Source organism: Wolbachia endosymbiont of Laodelphax striatellus (assembly GCF_007115015.1).
In the GTDB taxonomy this organism is placed as follows: Bacteria; Pseudomonadota; Alphaproteobacteria; order Rickettsiales; family Anaplasmataceae; genus Wolbachia.
In genome coordinates, this window is sequence record NZ_MUIX01000001.1 from 1550853 (window position 1) to 1572296 (window position 21444).

Below are 21444 nucleotides of genomic sequence, written 5' to 3' on the forward strand. Positions count from 1 at the left end.
GACTTCTAATCCCCAACTGGGGTTTTTATAAATGGTGTTAATGCTCCATCTCTTCCTGTTAGCGGCTTACCTTCTCTGATAGATGATAAAATATTTGTTTCTAGTTCTTTATAGTCTACTAAACCTGTAGTTCTGTTTGCTTGACTCATGTCAAACCTACATTTTTTTATATCAATTTATTACTTTTTTTTGGTTTAACTCACTTTTTTGAACGTTCCTGTTCCTTTATTATGGAGAGTAGCTTGCGTTTCTTGGAGATTGGAGACTACTATCATCTTTGCAGGATCTTTCCAAAGATTGACTTTCGTCTCATCAGATTGACCGATCTTTTCAGGATGAATTAATGCTCTAGATCTCTTGAAAGAACCTCGGTTTATAGCTTCACTTACTGATAACCCTCCTAGCAAACAATTCTTGCCTATTTTTTCGTCATAATTTTCTATTTCCTCTAGTAGATCTTCATCATTCACTTCTACTATTACCAAATTTTCATTTTCCTTATTAGGATATAATCTCACTTCTAACTCTCCAAAACTAGTATCGAAAGTCAGTACTATATCACTACCATCTGCAAGGTCTGTATAATTTCTTGTACTATCCTGTGCGATAATCTCTACTTCACTTTTACCGATCTTTATTATACTTCTTGCATGCTCTATTTCTTTCTGAGTTAGTACTAGATCTCTTACTTTATTTGTTACTTTTGCAACATCTATTATACTATCTTCTGAATATTCCAAGTAGAAATTAGAGTTGTCTATTCTTATGTCGTTCAGCTCACAATTGGTTGCACTTTTTGCAACTTCAATAAACTTATGAGTCTTTCTAATATAATCTTTATATGCTTTTATAATATTAGTTTTGTGGTCTTTGAATTCCGATTCCAATGTAGTCATTACTTCCATGCTATCCTGAGAATAGAAGACAGCTCCTCTTGCTACCAATTTATATATTATATCATTGGCAACTTTAGAATTCTTTTCTAATCTATTAATTTTTTTTGTTACATAATCTAGAAAGTTGTATTTTTTATTTTTAGAAGATTTTTTAGCAAAATTTAGCACTATCCCAGAAACTATAGCCTTATTGACTAATTTTTCTAGCTGTTCCATATCTTTAACTTGAGATATTTCATTTAAAAATCTGTCTAGTACTATCTTTTGATTTTGTATGTTCCATAAAGTACTTGGTTGAGGTAAACACTTTCTCTCCTTACTGTGGATTTTTGAGTCCTTTTTTTCAGGATGAGTTGCTCCTGCTTTTAGAAGTAAATCCTCTGCTTCTTTGCACGCAGCCTTAGCATAACTAAGTACTTTCGACATACCTGCTCTATTTTGAATAGTGAAAATCATTTTCAGATCCTGACTATTATTGTGTTTATTAAGAAATTTTTCTAAATTTTCAATAGCTCGAGCGTTAGAAGATTTACCTATCATATAAGGTTTTTTACTATCTTTAGATAATACTGTACCTAGGAGTATATCATATAGTTCCTTACTCAACTTCTTCTGATTTTTAGTTAAGAAGCATTCTAAACTGTTGACATTATTATTATCAATCACAGTTTGTAAAGGGGTTTTTCCTGTATTGTCTTGTATGTTAGGATTAGCTTTTCCCTCTAAGAGTAGATCTATAATAGGATAAGCATAATTTCTATTAGCAGCATAATGTAAAGGTATTTTCCCTTCATTGCTTTTTATATTAGGATCAGCTCCTGCTTGTAAAAGTAAATCTACTAAAATAGAACCGTCATGATTGAGTTTTGAAGCAGCATGTAATAATGTTAATCCAGACTCTCCTCTTTTAAGATTAAGAACAACTTTTAAATCTTGATCGTTCTTGTTATCTTTTAAGAACTTTTCGAGTTTATCAGTATCGTACTGATAAAAACACCTATACCCTTAAGAGTCTTTAATAATTCTTTATTTAACTTTTTTTGATTTTTGGTCAAATTCGTTGTACAAGCAAGCCAGATACACACTAGCTCCTCAAATGAGTATTTACTAGCCATTAGAGATCTACCTCTACTGAATTCAGATGGAATCCATAAATATTTTTTAATTAACTCATACTCTTCTTCCAATAGTTTGTTTGCTTCTAACCACTCTTGCTTAGGACTTAATTCTTTTCCTTGCTCAAATAAACTACGATAACCTTCATCTAAAAACTCATCTTCATAATGAATTTCTTTCTGGTTACAACTACCTCTATCATAACTAATTTCCGTTTGAGTCAATTTGTCTGCTTTGATCTTTACCTCACTGAGCTCATCTGAAAGCAACATTTTAGGCTGAAAGCATAGAAGTTTAGACTTTTGATCTTCATTTTCTTTTTGTAATGTACTCAACTCTCTAGTTAAATTCTGCTTTTCTGAATTCAATGGCTCATTTGGTTCTAGACACTTTTGCTCAGAACTCGACTCTGGTTTTATTCCATCAAAAAAAGAAGCGTAACCTAAATCTGATTCCTGACTACACTCACCTTTATCACAATCATTTTCCGTTTGAGTCAATTTGTCTGCTTTGATATTTGTCTCACTGAGCTCATCTAAGAGTGATCTTGATGATTGAGATTGTTGAAGTTGTAATTTTAACAAATTATATCTCTTCTGTAATATGCTTAACTCCCCAGTCAAATAATGATTTTCTGTTACCTTTTGGTCAAAAGCACTTCTTAGATGGTTAATGTCTAGTGAACACCTCTGAGCATTTGCTAATTCCTTTGTTAAATCTTCTAACTGCTTTTCCTTCTCTTCCAACCGCTCTTTTAACCGATTTATTAAAGCCTTAGCTTGATCCAAATCTTGATTTATCTCTTTATTCATGTAATAAATGTCATATTTTTTATTCTTTAACTCCTCATTCAAGGGGTTAATTGTAGAATTCTTAGTACGAGATTCATCTTCCAGATCTTTCTTGAGCTTTTCTACCTGTTGTTCTAATCTTTCATTTTCTTCACAGATGTTACGTGCCTTTCTTTCCTGTTTCTCCATTGTAACTTCAAGCCTTTTAATTTTCCCTTCTAGGGTTTGTATTTCTCTGGTCAGTTCAATTACTTCTTCGTAATACTCTTCTGCTATTTTCTTATAGTGTTTTTGTAACTCTAGATTTTTTTTAAGATCAAAATTTTCTTGTTGTAGATTTTCTATTTTACTTTCCGAACTATCTATTACTTGATTTTCTTCACTGCTAATCTCAAATACTTCTTCAGGCAAATCTTCAAATCCACGAGACGTAGTGTCTTCAAAACCATTACTACCATGTGCTATCTGATTTGAATTAAGCATAACTATACCCCCTACTAAAATAAACATTATGAGTTTTTATAGAATAGGTTTATATGCAAAACATTATGATACCATTAAAGCAATGCGTAGTCTTTTTGGAAGAATAACTTTAGTGAAAGTAACATGCTAACTAGTGTTATAAAGAATTGAATTATTTACTCTTTCAAAGAGTAAGTACATTTGTGAGAACAAGCCACGTGAAAATAGAGTTATAAAAATGTAAGCTTGAAATCTTTGCAACAAGATCAGGAGATGAGTTCGTATGTAATTTTAGCAAAAGTAAGCCAATATAGCTAATTTTAGCGTATAATGAAATCACCATATAAAAAAGTTTGCACGAATCCAATGGTAGACCAACCCATCCCAAAACAAAAAGCTCTCACCGCCCTTAGTTTTGAGTGCTGGAAATGGCTATTTCACTTGAAATATTAATAATATGTTTTGCTAAATTAATACTAGTTTATTTTAGAATAATAATTAAGGTAGACTTATAAAAAACAGAATTAAAAAGTGAACAAAAGATCTTATATTGAGCCTGTTGAGAGCTTTTTGCCTAAAACTACTTTGGGCTAGAAAATTTTCTAAAATAGTGATTGACAAGTTTTAAAGGTGGAGTAATATACCTAAAGTATAATAGAAGCCGATTCATTATGGTATGTAAGAGGGTACAATATTTTTTCATTTATTTATTAAGGAGGGGATAATTATGAAGCATCAAAATATTCAGAAGTTCTATTAGTAAGGTGGTCCTTATTACAGTAATAGGGTTTTTAAGATAGTGTATTTAATTTTCAATGGGTAAATTATAATGGAGCAAGAAAGCTTAATCAAACTAGATGATTCATATTACTGCAAAGAAATCTTAGAAAGAGTCATAAAACATGATGACCCTTTTAAACATTCTAAGGCAAAACAATTAAGAAGGCACATTAACAGTAATAGTAGGATAATCTATTATGTGAAGTATGATATAGCCTCAAGTATTCTCTCTCAAGATGATTGCTGGGTTGATGATACTATTTATGGAAAAAGACTAGATTGGCGAATATTTATTAAAAAGTTAATAGGTGTTTGCTCAGAGAGTAATTATGATAATTCGCTGGGCGTTAGTGATTGTTATACATTAGCTTGTTTAAACGGTTTAGATGAAAATTTGATTTGCGATTTATTTAAGTTATGTAAGGAACAAGCAAAAAGGGTGCATAATCTATCTGAAGATGAAGTACTAGAAGAAAGCTCTAGGTGGTTAGAGAAATTTTGGGGCCATTTTATTACTGGTAAACTGGAACAGATAAAGGAGGAGTATACCGAATGTTATGATCCTAACTTTGACATTTATGGGTTCAAGGTAGCTTATCAGGATTGTGAACGTGAAGCCGTTGCTTTTTTCTATGAAAAGTTAGAGAAACAAAACATACCAGAAGAAGTTAAACTAAACTTATTGATAGAAGCTGCTTTGTATTCTATGAGTGGAACTAATGATGTGGATACTACTATCTTTTGTTTACAAAAGGTAATGGGTAATGAACAGTACTTGGAAATATTTCTTAAGAAGTGCGATGTTCTATATACGTTAATGAGAGAAGGTTATTTTGATTCAGTTTGTCAGTTATTTCCAATACAAGGTCAATTCTATTCTGTAAGGAACTATAGTACACTACTATCAGTTATTAGCTGTAAGTTTAACAAATTTCATACAAAGTTACTCTACAGTGTTCTTGAACTAGGAAAAGAAAAGTTCTGGGAAAAGTTACCTTCATTTGATTGTAATAATTTTAGTCATTTACTGAGAGCGTTTGCAGAAAATAGCTGTAGTGAAGCTTTCAAAGAACTCTGGCAAGCTTATAGCAGCGAGGAACGTCAGCATGTTTTTTTATCTGGAACAGGTGAGATTATTTGTGGTTTACTTTATATTGGTGACAATCAAGAGCTATTGAAAGAGTTTCTATTTTACTATGCTAGTAGTAATGAAATGGTATTAGAAGATATTGATAACTTTATTGATAACTTGGATAGTGCCTTTAATAGATATGTGCCAACTGCCGATGCTAACTTAGATGCACTTAATCGTGACAGAATAGTATTTGGTAAAATTAAAAAGACGTTACCAGGATTAATTGAAGTTCTTGATCAAAACACTCAAGATATAGAAACTTCGAGCGTAAGTGTGGATATAAATAGTACTTCTGCAGTGCAGGGCAACGAAGAGTGTATGCTAAACACCATGTTAAGTGAGTGTTTCATTTTTAAGCAATTACAGAAAGATATTAATACAATTAATTTAAATTAGGAGATATCAATATGCAAGGTGCAGTGAATGAGGAACAATATCCTGAATTAATTGAAATGTTATTAAGTAGTGATACTCAAACCTTTCAGGAAAGATTACAGTCATTTGTTGATCAGCTTCCAGATAACAAGCGTTCTGCAAATAAAAAAGGGTTTTTTCCTCTGTTTGTGTTAGGTGGGTTTCTAGCTTTGCCGGATACTAAATTGGGAAGGGATTTAGGAGTTAAACAAGTATATTACCACGTTGAAAAGAATACAGTAGGTTATATTTCTGGAGTTAAATTTGTTATTCCGATAGAAAAACAAGATAACAAGAAATTGCTGTTTGTTGTAGTTTCTGAAAATCCACACATTCAGTTTACACCAGAAGAAATAAGTTACATGAGATCTAAGTTGGGTCATGATCGTTATGATAGTTTTAGTAAAATAGGTTATTCCATTCCAATAGAACATCCCTCTCCAACGGAGTACCACAGTAATGTAAAAATAGGAAAAATAAAGGGTATTGATCGTCAAACTTTCACACAAAAGAGAGTTTCAATCGATACTGGAAAGGACTTCCTCCTTTTAAAGAACAGGATAAGAAAAGTGGGTGAAGATTTAGAAAACTTAATTTCTGAATGCTCTTCTTCTAACGAAGAAAAAGTTCAAAATGGTATTAAAGAAGTATCTAATTATTTCGATTCGATAGCTCAAAAGTATATAATCGAAAAAAGTGGAAATTTTAAACGTGAATCTGATTACCATGGCTTACTTGCTGGCTTTTTTGTAATGCTATTTAAGTATCGTTATAACCTTAAGTCCTACCTTGAATTGTCTTTAGGAGAAGGTTTTAGTGATATTGTTGTGCTGGTCCGATCGCCTGAAAGGTCAGATAATGCCATTCCTATAATAATAGAGCTTAAAGCTGGTAAGACGCTAACCATTCAAGGTACCCCTTTTGATCAAGCAGAAAAATATGCTGAGGCATTTAAGTATGGTCCACAGCGGATGATAACAAATAACGATAATGTTATTTATGCAGTATATAATCCTGACTTGCCTAACAATAGAATTAAAATAGATAAAGCGGCTAGAGATAAACAACATCCTAAGCCTTTTTTGCAATCAGTGTTAGAATCTGCTGATCCAGCGCAAATACGCGAACAACTGAAGTATACTTACTACTCCATACCAAATTTAGCTGAAAACTATTATAGGTATACTAGTGAGGTGCTGTTGGGAGAATTGATACCTGTAAGAACAACAAGAGAAGTATGGAATAAGTATATTTTTCAACACGATAGGGGTGTTTCTAATGATATCACGTCATTTGGGTTCGTGAATTCAGGTAAAAATGAATTGGTATTGCTAAATATCATTAGAGTTAATCCAAGAAGTAAAAAAATTAATATAGATAAAGTAATTGAGGAAGATGCAGAAGTTAATGTAAAGCTTGATATGCATGAATCGATTAGGAAAAGTAGGAGCTTAGAAATAAGAGAGGTTAATTTATTATTAGAAACAGAAAAGGCAAGAGCAGGTAAATTTGAGAATTGGTGTCGGAAAGTTCAAGTGAATTCTTATAGTAATTTAGATGACTACAATCAAAGAAAGACCCAAAGTCTTAATGGAAGGTGTACTCAATTAAATGTTGATGTTAATAGCTGGAATAGAATATTTGGTGATGTAATTGATAATGAAAGAGCTGGCGTAGAACACTTTAGGAGATTGTTTACAGAAGTAAGTGATACTTTATTTCCCGTCAAGGAGATGATTAAGAATGAAATAGATTTTCAAGCTATACTGCATGGTTTATTTATGTATTATAGTGATTCGCAAATGTCTGGAGGTAGCAAGAAACGTATAGGTGTTATTCCGGAAGTTCAATCTGGAGGTGGTAAACGTATTGATATTGGGGTAATTGGAGGGGAAGAATTTACTGGTATAGAGTTGAAGTTTAGTGAAACCCAGGGTATAGCAGATGGATTAACAACAAAAGCTAAAGAGGCTGAAAGCCAGTTAGATCGCTATAAGAAACAACCAAATAATGTTAAATCTTTGACAGATAGCGAAAGGGCAAAGATGTTTTGGGCGGTATTCCATAAAGGTGCTAGCACGCCTGAATCATTAATTGAAACGCGTGACAAGTTTGATGTTTTTCAGGTAGTACATAGCTCAATGCATGTCATACCTCATCTTCAACCAGAAGATATTTTAGAGCAGTCAAGGGATATTTTTAATCAGCAATGTAATGGAAATAGAAAAAAACGTAATATAAATATGGCCTGCGTGGATTCACGTGATGAAGAAAAGATTACAGAGGAAGAAAAAAAACAACTTATTAGAGAGTTATTTAACACTGACAAGGTAGTGGAAAAAGTAAAGAATATTGAGTTTTATGATCAGCTTTTCAAGGTTTCTCAGAAGATATCTAAAGGTGAAATTATAGACAAAAATGTTGAAGAAGCATTTGTAGCAAAGATTAAAGACATAGATCTGGATTCAATAGACCCAGAGATTAGGGATATTGTGAAAGAAATGAAGGATAATATAGAGAACAAAGAAGAAGTGAAAAATATTCTGAGAAGATCCGGAGTAGCAGAAAAAATAGGAAAAGTAGCAGAAGGTGCAGGTCTTGCCTTTACAGCATTTTTGGTTGGTAAACATATAGCAAATGGAGACATAGAGGGGTTAGGCTACGATGCATTAAATCTCTGGGTAATGCCAAAGATTGGTGAAAAAATCTCTGAAAAAATGTTAGAGTTAGGAACAAAGCTTGATTCTCAGATGTTGAAGGGGTTTGCTCCAGTTATGGGACGTGCTATAGGTAATTTTGCGGCATTTTTAGGGCTAGCAGAATCGATTAAAGCAAGACAAAATGCAACAGATCCTGCAGACATAAAGATTGCCGATCTAAACATAGCAACTAATTCTATCTTTATAGCTGCAGATGTCCCTGCGGTTGTTACGGAAACAATGTCAGCTATAGGTATGGAAGCAGGAATAATAGGAGAATTTGCAGGTCCGGTTGGTGCTGCTATTTCAGTTGCTGTAATCATTATAGCACAATTTGTAGAAGCGGGACTTGAAGTAGAAAAATTAGGAGAACATATAAAACTTACAGATCAAGAGAAACATGACTTGTATTGGGATTTCTTTCTTGGTAAAAAAGTACCAGATTATATAGGAAATGATCTGCAAGCAGAAGAGATATATAAACAGTATATATCAAAGATCTTAAATCAATTTAAGAGTAACTACGATACAATAGCTATTTCACTGCCTTCTATACTGGTTACAAAAGAAGAATATGCTACTAGTAAACACTTTCGAGATAAAAGACAGGGGCATATGATGCCATCGGATGTTGGTAAAGGAATTGTAGAACTTTTAGGCGGATTTAAGTGTAGTACCCAAACTAGGGTGATTAGTAATAGGCTTGGTTTTGACTTAGGTACGAATATTACGCACTTTCTTTATGCTGATGATATGAATTACTATTCTAGAATTGTTCCGAGTACTATTGAAAATTATAGTGTCACTTGTGGACCACGTGATGATGATATTACAATACATGAAAAAAACAGGGAAATTCTGTATACGTTGCCAAGTCAAGCTTCATGTGGAGATTCATCACCACATAGGGGTAGGATATTAAATAGAGTATTAGAAAAGTGGTCCTTGCAAGAACATTCTGGCGACTGTTATAATGCAGTTATATACAGAAATAAGAATTCCCGTGGGTATGGAAGCATATATTACATACCGGCTCAAAATGCTAATGTTAATATTGTTTTTCAAGAAAAGGATATTTTAAATGGTGATCGGGATAGAAGAGATAATATAGAAAATAGGTACTATTTTGAAAAGTCATTAGATAGTTGTAAGGTATATAGTCCAGGTAAAAATTTCTTTCACATAGCAGGAAAGTTTTCTTGTGATTTAGGAGCAGATGGACAAAAGAACATAGTCATAACACAAGGTAATCTTACTACAGATTCAATAAACATACATTCTATTATTGGCAGTAATAGAACTAATTACCTAGAGTTCTTCAATGTAGATTATGTAGATGGTAAAGGTGGAAATGATGTAATAACAGCAAAAAACTTTACTACAATAAAGGGTTATTTTGGTGATTCCATTCATGGAAAAGGTTTAGTATTATTACCGATAAATTTTAATGATATATATAACATAACCCACGTTAATAACATAACAACCATCTATAATAAAAGTGGGGCTTCTATAAGTGTAGATAAACAAACATCGGTAAAAACAGCAGATGGTTTATTTGTAACACCAACGAAAATAGATGATAAGACTGGCGTAGTAACAAACTTGCATGTGATAAAAAGCTTGAGAGGTGATATTGTGTGTGCGCCAAGAAGTGCGTAAGGAACAGTTGGTGAAAATCCAACACGGGTAAAGCTTAGCCAGCAGCCTGGAACAAACCATTATGCTGCGTAAGGTAACGAGCGTAGTAAAGCTAATGGAATGGACAACATAGGGTGCAACGAAAGTGAAGGTATTGAGTCCCGTAATTCACGCGTCATGGGGGCCGACACTTTACATTTGGTGGAAGGCAGCATGGGTAATAACGCTAAGGCAAGGTATTACTCACCCCGTCGGGATCGAAGGCCGCGTCATGTGTTGAGAGGGACCTTACGTGAACTTGGGAGATCCTTTGTATTCCTGTAAGGGTACTCTGGAACAAGTCAATAAAGGCGAGGACTGGAGGAAGATGCAAAGGAAGTCGGACTAACTGATAGTACTCGGAGTGTGGGAAAGCCACATACAAGGGGAAGCGGTTAGCAATATAGTGACTGGTATAGGGATTGCTATACCAATACAACAGAGATTGGAGGAGTATGCAAGGAAAACTAAACCAGATAGCAGTAAGGGCTAAGCAAGATAAGCGAGTAAAATTTACATCGCTAGTTCATTTGATTAATGAAGAGAATCTTGCAGAGTGTTACAAGGAACTAAAACGCAACAAGGCTTGTGGTATAGATCGTGTGACAGTGGAAGCTTATGGAGAAAATCTAGAAGAGAAACTTAAAACACTAGTGGATAGTATGAAGAGAAAACAATATCAACCGCAACCAGTGAAAAGGGTATACATACCCAAAGCCGGGAGCAAAGAGAAGCGCGGCCTCGGAATACCATCAACTGAAGATAAGTTGGTACAGGTAATGCTAAAGAAGATATTAGAAAATATTTATGAAGCAAACTTTATGGACAGCTCGTATGGATTTCGACCAGGAAGAAATTGTCATCAGGCGATAAACGCTCTAGATAAAGCAGTTATGCACAAACCAATTAACTATATTGTAGAAGTGGATATCAAGAAGTTCTTTGATAATGTTCAACATAAATGGCTAATGAATTGTCTAAGGGAACGAATAGCTGACCCAAATTTATTGTGGTTAATAAAACGATTTCTAAAGGCAGGAATAGTCGAAGTTGGATGTTATAAAGCAACCGATCAAGGCACACCACAAGGTGGTATAGTAAGTCCTGTATTAGCTAATATATACTTACACTATGTGCTGGACTTATGGTTTGAAAAGAAATTTAAGCCAAAAGCCAGAGGATATATACAGCTAATAAGGTTTTGCGACGATTTTGTAGTTGGCTGCGAGAGGGAAGAAGACACAAAAGAATTTCTAGAATTACTGAAACAAAGACTAAGTAAATTTGGGTTGGAAATAGCTGAAAATAAAACAAAAATAGTAAAGTTTGGTAAGAAAGAATGGTATCAAGCAGAAAGAGAGAAACGTAGGACGGCTAGCTTCAACTTTCTAGGATTTACACATTATTGTGGAAAAAGTCGTAATGGTAAACTTATGATGAAGCAGAAAACTTCAAAAATAAGCCTAGCCAGAAAGATTAAAGAAATCAAAGAGTGGTTGAAGATGGTACGAAGTCGTATCTGTCTCAAAGATTGGTGGCAGAAACTTAAAGCCAAAGTAACAGGACACTATAGCTACTTCGGAGTTAGCGGAAATTATCGGTGTTTGATTCAATTCTATCGACCGATAACAAAGCTAGCATTTAAGTGGATAAACCGACGTAGTCACAAGAAAAGTATGGATTGGGAACAGTTTACATACTATTTAAAAATAAATCCACTACCAAAGCCAAAGATATATGCTTCTTTGTACACAGGAGCACTAGTGTGAACGCTGTATTGTGGAGCCGTGTGCGGGAAATCCGCAAGCACGGTTCTTTTGGGGGGACTATGATTAAGAGACCAAATCGCTGGTTTTCAAGGTCATAAGTCTCTACCAGACTAGATGATGAATTAGATAATTTACGAAAGATAGACAATTCAAGCTTTAATATTACAAAGCAATTATCAAGTGCCAATTATCATAGCACTATAGGCGGTTCTAGCAATCATATTTTTTATCCTGATAAAGAACATCATAATTTTTACTGGGAAGCTCCAAGTAATATAAGTCATCTTTATCTTTTCGAGAACAGGGACGCTAATATTACGATTGCTCAAGCAAATGGCATATTGGATTTTAGCCAATTAAATTGTACGTTAGATGATATACCATTTATAGAAAATAATAAAGGAGAAATAAAGATTAACAGAAATAGCTTGCACGTAGCCCTGTTGCCGAATTATAAAGATGTTACAGTTACATTTGACGGGCAAGAGTACTACAAACTTCAGAATGGAGAATTAGAGCGAGATTATTGTTCTCATAGCTTGAAAATAGATGGAAGGTTTAGTGTTAATGGTACTGACTTATTAAATCACCATAATTGTTTCACATTTGACTCAGACAAAGTACTTTTCTTGAAACTAAATAATGATTTGCTATTGTTATCAGATAGAGGAGCATTATCAATATCGGATTACTATTCTTCTGTTCATAAAAACTGGGATTTATCCATAGAGTTGAGCGACAAAATTATGGAACCAGAAGAATTTGGAGAAAGAGCTGATGACTTTAGTTCTTTCAGGTATTATAAGCCAGATGAGCAAGGGTTACAGATTTATCATAATCAGCCCATTAATAAGAATGATATTGGTTTGGTTGATTTGAAAGGTAAGTCTATATTAGATTTCGATATGAAAGTTATGAATGATACCTTATTGCTATCACATAAAAATAACACTCTTGTAAAAATAGAAAATTGGAATACTTACCAACCAGCAAGAGAAATGATGCTTGCTTTTAATGATGCAATAGTTTCTAACTCAAAGTGTATAGCTTCTATTTGTAACTCAGAAGATGTTATAGTGGAATTTAATAGAGAAAAGAGCACTTTATTATTAAAAGAGCAGCTGTTTAGTTCTATAGAATTAGGTAGTTTTGATATGACTAATCTTATGATTAATGAAGGTGCTGACATTGAAGCTAAAGATAATAAGGGTAGAACACCTGTGCTTTTTGCTATTTACTTAGGTAAATGGCATATAGTTCATCTCCTTATTAATAAAGGTGCTAACATTGATGCTAAAGATAATATTGGTCGGACTCCTCTGCATTGGGCTGCCAGAAATGGTCACTTAAGTATAGTACAACATCTTATAGAGAAAGGTGCTAATCTTTCTATTAAAGATAATGATGGTAAAACACCGCTAGATCTTGCTAGAGATAAAGGACATAATAATGTTGTAGAATACTTACAACAAACACAATTAGGTCTAGATAGGCAGTTGTTAACTGCAGTACAAGGTGGTAATCTTAATGAAGTTAAGGATTTTGTAGTTCGAGGTGCTAGCTTAGATACTCAAGATAGTAATAATGGTTGGACACCTATAATCTATGCCGCTCGGGGAAGTAAATGGGATGCGGTCAAGTTCCTTATAGCTCAGGGTGCCAAGTTTAATAATGAGATCACATATCAAGGAACACCCTTGCACTTTGCGGCTCAAGAAGGTAATTCAAATATGGTTCAATTTCTTCTTGATAAAGGTGCTAATATTGAGGCTCAAGATGCATACAATAGGAAACCTTTGCATATTGCTGTTGACGCAAACAGGTTGAATGTAGTAAATCTACTTCTTGACAGGGGTGCTAATTTAAAGGCTACAGAAATGTACGGCAAGACATCTTTAGACCTAGCTATTCAAAAGGGTTACGAAGATATAGTAGAAGTTTTGAAACAAAAACAATTGGATCTAGATAAAGAATTATTAATTTCTACAGAAAAAGGAGATCTTGAAAAAGTTAGAGACGGTATCAGACAAGGTGTTAACGTTAATGTTCAGGGTAGGCAGGGTTGGACTCCTGTGTTCTGGGCCATTCAAAAGAACAATTTTAATATAGTTGAACTTCTTTTAGATAACAATGCTGATATTAAGGTCAAAGATGATGAAGGTTGGACACCTATTCATTGGGCTGTGCAGTTGGGTTCATTAGACGTCGTTAAGCGTCTTGTTGAAAGAGGTGCTGATGTTAATGCCTTAACTGCTGACGGTAGAACACCCTATGATTTGGCTATCAATCAGAATTATAGAGAAATTAAGGAATATTTAAGGAGCAAGTCTGCAGTTCCATCTTCAGCGTTGATTTATCATGTTATCCCAGCTGATGATAGTGTAAGACAACGCAAACGCCGTCATCACCATGGAGATCATGCTCGTCATCATATGTCAAGAAAACTTCTTGCTATAGATTCAAGTAATCAACCTGAGATAGCAGTAAGTGGTAGTACAAGACCATCTTCATGGATAAATGATTTATTTGGTTGGGTAAAGAGCTCTATAGGTGGATTGTTAAGTTCTAAACCTGTGGGAATATCAAGCACTAAGGATTCAATCTCACAAGTTGATGGGCAATTTGCCAAAGCTTCGGTAAGTAATAGTAGCTCAACAAGTACCACACTATCATCTGATGGTACAGATAAAAAACAAGAAAGTAATTATTTTACAAATGGGGGTTTTTCCCGAGATAATATTGGTTATGTAAATGCAAATATAAAACAAATGCGTGAAAGGCAAACACCTGTTAAATTTAAACCGAGTGGCGGAAATACAATACTAGAAATGGGAGATCACTATCTATCACAGGTTGATTTTAATGGTACAATAATATTACTTGATTTATTAATTAGAAAAGTTACACGTCAGAAGTATATTTCTACAGTAGATCAGTCTATATCCCCACTAGAAGCACAGGGCTATGCATTAAATATTACAGAGGGATTTGAGAAAGTAGTAGAGCAAGCTGCAAAGGATAGCAAAATATCAGTGCATCGACTAAATATTGATTTTGTGGGAATACAGAAAGAAGTTACAGGAAAAATCATGAGTGGTAAATTTGATGAGATTTCGGGAGTTTTAAACTCATACCTAGAAGAAGCATGTCCTGGTAGAGAAGCAGGATGCCCTGGTAAGTTAAGTCCGAAAAAGTTTGACAAGTTTATAGCTCAATTTAATAAGGGTCTGCTAAATCAATCAATAGAGCAGATATTACACAACAGAGATGGTAGATTAGAAGTTGATGGTACAAAAAAACAGCAGATGAGTTTAGAGCCTCAAAGTTATTTAAGTAATGCTTCAGTTCACAGCCATTCAAAGGACAAAATATCAACTTGTCTTTCTGATGTAGGAGTAACCAAGCTTGGAAATACTTTGAGTAAGTAGATGAGAATATGGAAGGTATAATATGCCAAGTAGTGGAAAATTTAAAGTGAGGGTAGCCAAAATAATTAGGGGAACCAGTAGCAAGTTTGATAGTCTTAATACTAAAATGGATGAAGTAGACATTAAATGCTAAGTGGTTAATGTGTTTTCCATATTGAACTTACAGCACGTAGCTTTGATATAGAAGTTTGAGTAACGTTATGATAGTAATTTATATAATTCTATGTGCAATCTTTATAGCCATTTTAGACAGTTCACTAGATTCTTAATTAGGTGATATGTCTAACTTAGAGAAGGTTTTTATAAATGTTAAAGTGAATAATTATGTTTTTTCTTTGAGTTGTGAAATTTCAGAATGAGAGAGACCGGTAATTTGAGCGATAACATCAATAGAGACACCGGCCTTGAGTGAGTTTTTTGCAACTTCGATTTTTTCTTCTTGCCTACCTTCTTGTCTACCTTTTTCTTGACCAACTCTAAGACCCTCATCAAATTTTTGAGCAAAAGCAGCTACCTCATCCATTATGCGTTTTTTCATTTGTTCATATGCTAGTAACTCTTCTTCTGACCAATTAAACTTATTCATCTCTTCATAAGCTCGTTTTATTATTACGTCACTACCAACTATCTTATCTAGATCCTCTTCCCTTGTTTCTCCTGCATAGCGAAAAAAGTAACACCATTTTTCTACTATATTTTCTAGTTGGTCTTCTTTTGTCTTTGTAAATTTTGGTAGTTCTATGAATACGAAGTAAAAATCCTTCAAGTCATGTTCAAAGCTATTTTGATCTAAAATGACATGATTAGATTTGTACTCAGCTTTATCTGGAAAAATAATACAATCAGCAACGGCTATGAAGATAATTTCCTTGAGATTATGATAATTATCACCTTGATCTGCTTGACTTGAGTAGGCTTTAGCAGCATAATACTGAGCACGCTTTTCGAAGCCTTTGGTCTTAGTGAACTGCATCTCTATAATGTATCTTGAACCTTGAGAGTCTTTACAAAGAACATCGACAATACTTTGCTTTTTAGCGGCAATCTCAGGGTCTAAAATGGTAGCTAAGAATTCAACATCGTGAATAGCAGCTAAGCCAGTAAAGCCTAAAATATCGTTCAAGAAATGAATGAGGATATCTTTATTCTTCTCGGTGCCAAATATTCTTTTGAACGAGTAAGAGTTTAGTGGACTAAGATATCTTCCACTAAACCCTCCTCTAGGAACCGTACTTGAAAGTTTCCCTTCATACGGCTCGAGCCATCTTAAGTCCTTTTCTTGAGAACCGGCAACATTTTCCTTCAAATATTCTGGCATTTCAAATTCCTTACTAGGATTAACGTTAATCATATCTTATCATCCTCATGAAGAGAAGGATTATTTGATCTACGTTTTTCAAAGTAGGCATACCATTCTTTATCGTAGGGATTTGCCTCAGCTTGAATTTTCTTATGGCGACGAATTGGTACGCTTGTTGCTTGAAAGAGTTCCTTCCACTCAACTGTACCTTCCTTATTAGTTAATGTTGCAAAGCACCATCTTCTGGCTTCTTTGGTTTTAAAGTATTTCTCTTTAATCCAACGTAAGCCTTTGTTAGGGTGTCTGCGTTTTGACCATTGCCATAAGGCTCTAAAAATCTCAGAATCCACTTTCTCATAAGCTTTTCTTGCGCATATTCCCCTGTGGTAATATACCCAACCTCGAATTTGAGGTGTGAGCAGTTCTATTACTTTTTCTTGGGTTGCTGCGCAGTTCTTACGAATCAAGCACCGGATGCGCTTCAGAAGTCGGTTTGTACTTTCTGCTGAAGGTTTGATGATTATCTTCTTTTTGTACTTACGTACTGTCTGACCTAGAAAATCAAATCCCTGTTCTACGTGTGTGATCTTGGTTTTTCCTGTGGATAGAGTTAACCCTCTGTCGCTGAGGAAATCCTCTACTAGCTGCTTGACTTTAGTCTCTAGGATTTCTTTTGATTTTCCAGTTACTATAAGGTCGTCCGCGTAGCGGATCACGTGCACACCATATTTCTTGCGTTTTCTTGTACCCTTCTTCCCGAAATGTTTACTGATAACATTTTCGAGACCATCAAGGGTCAAGTTGGCAAGTACAGGAGAGATAATTCCCCCTTGTGGAGTTCCTGCTATTGTAGAACGGAACATTTGCTTTTCTACGAATCCAGATTTTAACCACTTGCTGAGAATACTCTTTTCCATTGGGATTGAGTTTTCTAACCAGCAGTGGTCTATTTCATCAAAACACTTCTTAATATCCGCCTCTAGGATCCATTGCGGTCTGCTACGTCCTGCCAAAGTTGTGTGTATTTGACTTACTGCATCAGCCGCTGAGCGATACTTTCTGAATCCATATGAGTGAATGTCTCCCATTGTTTCTGCAATAGGGTCAAGTCCCATAAGATATAATGCTTGCATCGCTCGATCTTTCATAGTGGGAATACTAAGAGGTCGCTTGCTGCCTGTAGGTTTAGGAATATAGATTCGCCTCAAAGGTTGAGAGCGGTATCCTCGTTGCCTCAGGCTTGCAATTCCTTGAGATTTTGCTGAAGGGCTTTGCCACAACTGGTTATCAACACCTGCTGTGCATTTTCCTTTATTTGAAGTTACGCGTTTGACTGCTAATGCTTTAGCACTAAAACTACGTGTTAGGAGGCGTTGTAAAGTTTTCACTTTATTCCATCTCCTAGCTTTTGTTGCCTGAACAATACGAGCTTGTAGCCTTCTAGTATTTTTTCTGCACTGAAACCAGCTAATTTGATTCCAGTGTTCTGCCGTACCGGAAGGTGCACTTACAATTTTACCTGTAACCATCTGCTTTCCTCACTTAAAAGGTTTTACAAACAATCTTGTTCAAGATGACCGTAGTGGACGTCAGTTCTCTTTCGAGCCAGGTAACGTTTAAACCTGTATCTCATCCGTTACAGATGAGCGTTCACTTTTTCCACACTCCCAAACCCACATATCCATCGGTCTTTCTCACGATCAACCTTACTGAATTCCTAGGGATATATGGGATTTCCGTGTTCCACCTATCAAACAACGAGCGGGTTAGGATTGATCTATACACCGGTGGTGTTTATGTTTGCGTATCAGATGCGTTCACTCCGATAACCTACCACATACCTTTTGGTCCAAGCCTGTCAGTGTCTTTGGCTTGTTCGACTTAACGATGCTTACGATCATTCACTTCTGTTATCCATACCGTTCACCCTAGCCCCCGTGCCAACTTGACACTAATAGCATCGTCCTTCTTCACAGACCGAACTTCTCCTTTTCAGGCGGGTTCATTGTCCTAAACGCTTTGCATAAGACATTACTGTACTTATACAGTTTAGTAGGGTACGAGTGGCAAAACACTCGGTTTAGTCAGAGCTAAACAGTTCAATAGACGACTTTCACGTCGCACGAAGGCATAATCATTGCGCGCATCAAGAAATTTAGACAAAGCCATAGGAAATCCACTTAAAAAGTATTAATAATTATACACAATTTTGAGAAAATATTCAAGTTTTTTACATTCAGTTTATAAAACCTTACTTTTTTTAACTTTAGGATATGTTAAAGAAAAAACGGCTGTCAGAGATCATCCGAAAATTGCATTTTAGGCTTTAGATGTAAGTAGTTTTGATCATCTTTCTATAACTGCCTTATAAAGCACCTTAAAACCCCAGCAAATGAATTGATAAGCTATGAAGAGCTTAAAAATATTTATTTTCAGTGTGAGAGATTAACCTCCTAATAAAAATACGAGCCCAAAAGCTCAATTACGATTTACCTAATATCGAGAGGACAGGTTTATCAATCTCTCACACCTTACATTTTAAAATATTCAAAAAACAATATCAACATATTTCGGTAGCAAATTTACGTTGAATCTATATCCTGTAAGTATGGGCAAAAAAAAGAAGGTTATAATATATACAGATGGAGCATGTTCTGGAAATCCAGGGCCTGGTGGATGGGCAGCTGTGATGATGTATGAAAATAAAAGTGAAAAAACGTATCTCTGGAGGTGAAGAAAACACAACGAATAACAAAATGGAGTTAAAGGCTGTGATTAACGGGCTAAAGATGTTGAAAGTTTCTTGCGAAGTTGTTTTACACACTGATAGTCAGTATATTAAACAAGGTATAACAGAGTGGATCAATAAATGGAAGGTAAATGGTTGGAAGACAGCCGATAAAAAGCCAGTGAAGAACAGAGAATTATGGCAGGAACTAGATGAAGTTGCTTTGCAGCATGATATTAATTGGAAGTGGGTTAGAGCTCACAACGGTAATATGTACAATGAGGAGGCAGATAGACTTGCTAGAAAGGAATCTAAAAAGCTAAAATATAGAGATTGTGAGGTCAAAAAATCACCAAAAATAGAGGGAACTCTAAGTTTCATAGATTGGGTGGGGTATTATGGCAATAATTCTTTTAGACACAAAAACTATAAATCATATAGCAGCGGGAGAGGTAATAGAAAGGCCAGCGAGTGTAGTAAAGGAATTAGTAGAAAATGCAATAGATGCTGGAAGTTCAGAGATAGAGATCAAAATAGAAAGTGGTGGACGTAACCTTATAACTGTGACAGATGATGGAAATGGAATAGAAAAGGACGACTTAGAACTAGCATTTATGAGGCATGCCACTTCAAAATTAAGCGATAGTGAGTTAATAGAAATCAAGCACCTTGGGTTTAGGGGAGAAGCTTTACCTTCAATTGCAGCAGTAAGCAGAATGAAATTATCGTCTAAGGCAAGTGGAGCAAAGGAAGCATGGTCTATAAGGTATGAGGGAGGAGAAAAAATAAGAGAGATTACCCCTTGTTCTTTGTTGCAAGGTACATATATTGAAGTTCGTGACTTATTTTTTGCTACACCAAATAGACTAAAGTTTCTAAAAACCGAAAGGGCAGAAACACAAAGTATTGTTGATATTGTGAATAACTTAGCGATGATTAATTATAGTATTGGGTTTACTCTCACTTCTGGTAATAAAAAGCTCTTAAAATATGTTAAGCAAACTTCGCTGTTCAACAGATTATGTGAAATAGAAGAAGAATTTCAAAGCAATTCACTGGAAGTTAAAGAGGAAGAAGAAGGCATCAAACTTAAGGGACACATCTGTAAACCTAATGTCAATCGTGGCAACTCAACTCAGATTTATACGTTTGTTAATGGAAGGCCAATAAAAGACAATCTACTTGTTGGTGCAATTAGATATGCGTATCACGATTTTATTCCAAACAATAGGTATCCTTTTGCAGTGTTGCATTTAGAAATACCATATGACCAAGTAGATGTAAATGTGCATCCAAATAAATCGGAAGTAAGATTTCAGAACAAGAGGCTAGTATATGAAATAGTGAGAAGAGGGCTAATAAAAGCGTTGTCAATGAGAATAGGTACCTCTTCAGTGAGTGATATTGATGGATCTAGGTGTCAAGGTACTGGAGAAGAACTGGGTGGTTCGCCTTTTGATGTTAGTGAAAGTCAAAGGAATAATGAGCGTGTTAATAATGGAAAAAGCAGAGAAGTAAAGGGTCAAAAAGAATTTTACGAAAGGAGGCCAAGTCTTTTAGAAAATCGTCTAATGAAAGAATTCAGTGCACCAGATGAAAGAAGGCAAAGCTTACCAGAAATGTTTAAATATGGAGAATCCCCAGCCCAAAAGGGAACGATGGTTTTAGAAAGGAAGCAAATTGATTTGGTAGAGGATCATCCCCTAGGATATGCACGTTGTCAGGTCCACAATACTTACATTATTGCTGAGGCTGGAGATAGGCTGATTATAGTAGATCAACATGCAGCCTATGAGAGGTTGATATACGAGTGCTTAACAAGCATAAAAAGACAAAAACTTCTCATTCCTGAAATAGTTGAAATTAAAAACCAAGCTGGAATGGAGATGGTTAAAACTTATAAAGATAAGCTTTTTGAAATGGGTTTTGGTATTGAAATAGAATCAGAAGATAAAATAATGGTGAAAGAAATACCTTCAATCTTGGGAACAATAGATATAAAAGAGATGCTAGTTGATATAGTAGATAAGTTAACGGAAATGGAAGATACGTTGTCAATAGAGGATAAGGTGAATAAAATATCAGCCACAATCGCTTGCCATGGAGCAGGAAGAAAAATGAAATTGGAAGAGATGAATGAGATACTAAGACAAATTGAGAAAACTCCATATTCTGACCACGGAAAGCTAACTTATATAGAAATGAAACTAAGTGATATAGAAAAATTGTTTGAAAGGAGATGAGTT

Annotated in this window: 8 protein-coding genes and 3 pseudogenes; 6 read left to right on the forward strand and 5 right to left on the reverse strand. The window is 34.9% G+C overall.

All coding sequences use genetic code 11. The features are described from left to right. Nucleotides 1-23 precede the first annotated feature (23 nt). The 3 genes and pseudogenes from BVG17_RS07500 to BVG17_RS07510 form a co-directional block, all read right to left on the reverse strand. Nucleotides 24-149: pseudogene (locus tag BVG17_RS07500) on the reverse strand (IS256 family transposase); the annotation flags it as partial. Nucleotides 150-194: 45 nt separating this feature from the next. Beyond that, nucleotides 195-1814, reverse strand: a pseudogene (locus BVG17_RS07505) (ankyrin repeat domain-containing protein); the annotation flags it as partial. 35 nt (nt 1815-1849) lie between these two features. Continuing rightward, entirely contained in the window at nt 1850-3286 is a 1437-nt protein-coding gene (locus tag BVG17_RS07510) for a hypothetical protein (protein ID WP_143688899.1), read from the reverse strand. Nucleotides 3287-4094: 808 nt separating this feature from the next. Between BVG17_RS07510 and BVG17_RS07515 the strand changes: the two genes are divergently transcribed. The 4 genes from BVG17_RS07515 to BVG17_RS07535 all read left to right on the forward strand — a co-directional run bounded on the left by BVG17_RS07515 (nt 4095) and on the right by BVG17_RS07535 (nt 15170). Continuing rightward, nucleotides 4095-5576 (forward strand): hypothetical protein, encoded by a 1482-nt coding sequence (locus BVG17_RS07515; protein ID WP_143688900.1) that lies wholly within the window; start codon nt 4095-4097, stop codon nt 5574-5576. A gap of 11 nt (nt 5577-5587) precedes the next feature. After that, nucleotides 5588-9955, forward strand: coding sequence for a hypothetical protein (locus tag BVG17_RS07520; RefSeq protein ID WP_143688901.1), 4368 nt, complete (start codon nt 5588-5590; stop codon nt 9953-9955). Between the two features lie 473 nt (nt 9956-10428). Further along, nucleotides 10429-11742 (forward strand): group II intron reverse transcriptase/maturase, encoded by a 1314-nt coding sequence (gene ltrA / locus BVG17_RS07530; RefSeq protein ID WP_143688734.1) that lies wholly within the window; start codon nt 10429-10431, stop codon nt 11740-11742. A 341-nt stretch (nt 11743-12083) separates the two neighbouring features. Further along, nucleotides 12084-15170, forward strand: a complete 3087-nt coding sequence (locus BVG17_RS07535; RefSeq protein ID WP_143688902.1) for an ankyrin repeat domain-containing protein — start codon at nt 12084-12086, stop codon at nt 15168-15170. 322 nt (nt 15171-15492) lie between these two features. Here BVG17_RS07535 and BVG17_RS07540 read toward each other — a convergent pair whose 3' ends face one another. After that, nucleotides 15493-16521: an Rpn family recombination-promoting nuclease/putative transposase gene (locus BVG17_RS07540; protein WP_241654209.1), complete on the reverse strand. Its 1029-nt coding sequence runs from the start codon at nt 16519-16521 to the stop codon at nt 15493-15495. Beyond that, complete coding sequence (gene ltrA / locus BVG17_RS07545) at nt 16518-17999, reverse strand: group II intron reverse transcriptase/maturase (RefSeq protein WP_143688845.1); 1482 nt, start codon at nt 17997-17999, stop codon at nt 16518-16520. Before ltrA (BVG17_RS07545) ends, BVG17_RS07540 begins: the two co-directional genes overlap by 4 nt. A 1079-nt stretch (nt 18000-19078) precedes the next feature. Here ltrA (BVG17_RS07545) and rnhA point away from each other — a divergent pair. After that, nucleotides 19079-19508, forward strand: a pseudogene (rnhA, locus tag BVG17_RS07550) (ribonuclease HI); the annotation flags it as partial. A gap of 88 nt (nt 19509-19596) precedes the next feature. Then, entirely contained in the window at nt 19597-21441 is a 1845-nt protein-coding gene (gene mutL, locus BVG17_RS07555) for a DNA mismatch repair endonuclease MutL (RefSeq protein WP_143688903.1), read from the forward strand. The last annotated feature ends 3 nt before the right edge of the window (nt 21442-21444 follow it).

Bases quoted from the DNA above. Each gene is read 5' to 3' on its own strand.
- BVG17_RS07510 (WP_143688899.1), bottom strand. From the start codon at position 3,286: ATGCTTAATTCAAATCAGATAGCACATGGTAGTAATGGTTTTGAAGAC.
- BVG17_RS07515 (WP_143688900.1), top strand. From the start codon at position 4,095: ATGGAGCAAGAAAGCTTAATCAAACTAGATGATTCATATTACTGCAAA.
- BVG17_RS07520 (WP_143688901.1), top strand. From the start codon at position 5,588: ATGCAAGGTGCAGTGAATGAGGAACAATATCCTGAATTAATTGAAATG.
- ltrA (WP_143688734.1), top strand. From the start codon at position 10,429: ATGCAAGGAAAACTAAACCAGATAGCAGTAAGGGCTAAGCAAGATAAG.
- BVG17_RS07540 (WP_241654209.1), bottom strand. From the start codon at position 16,521: ATGATTAACGTTAATCCTAGTAAGGAATTTGAAATGCCAGAATATTTG.
- ltrA (WP_143688845.1), bottom strand. From the start codon at position 17,999: ATGGTTACAGGTAAAATTGTAAGTGCACCTTCCGGTACGGCAGAACAC.
- mutL (WP_143688903.1), top strand. From the start codon at position 19,597: ATGGCAATAATTCTTTTAGACACAAAAACTATAAATCATATAGCAGCG.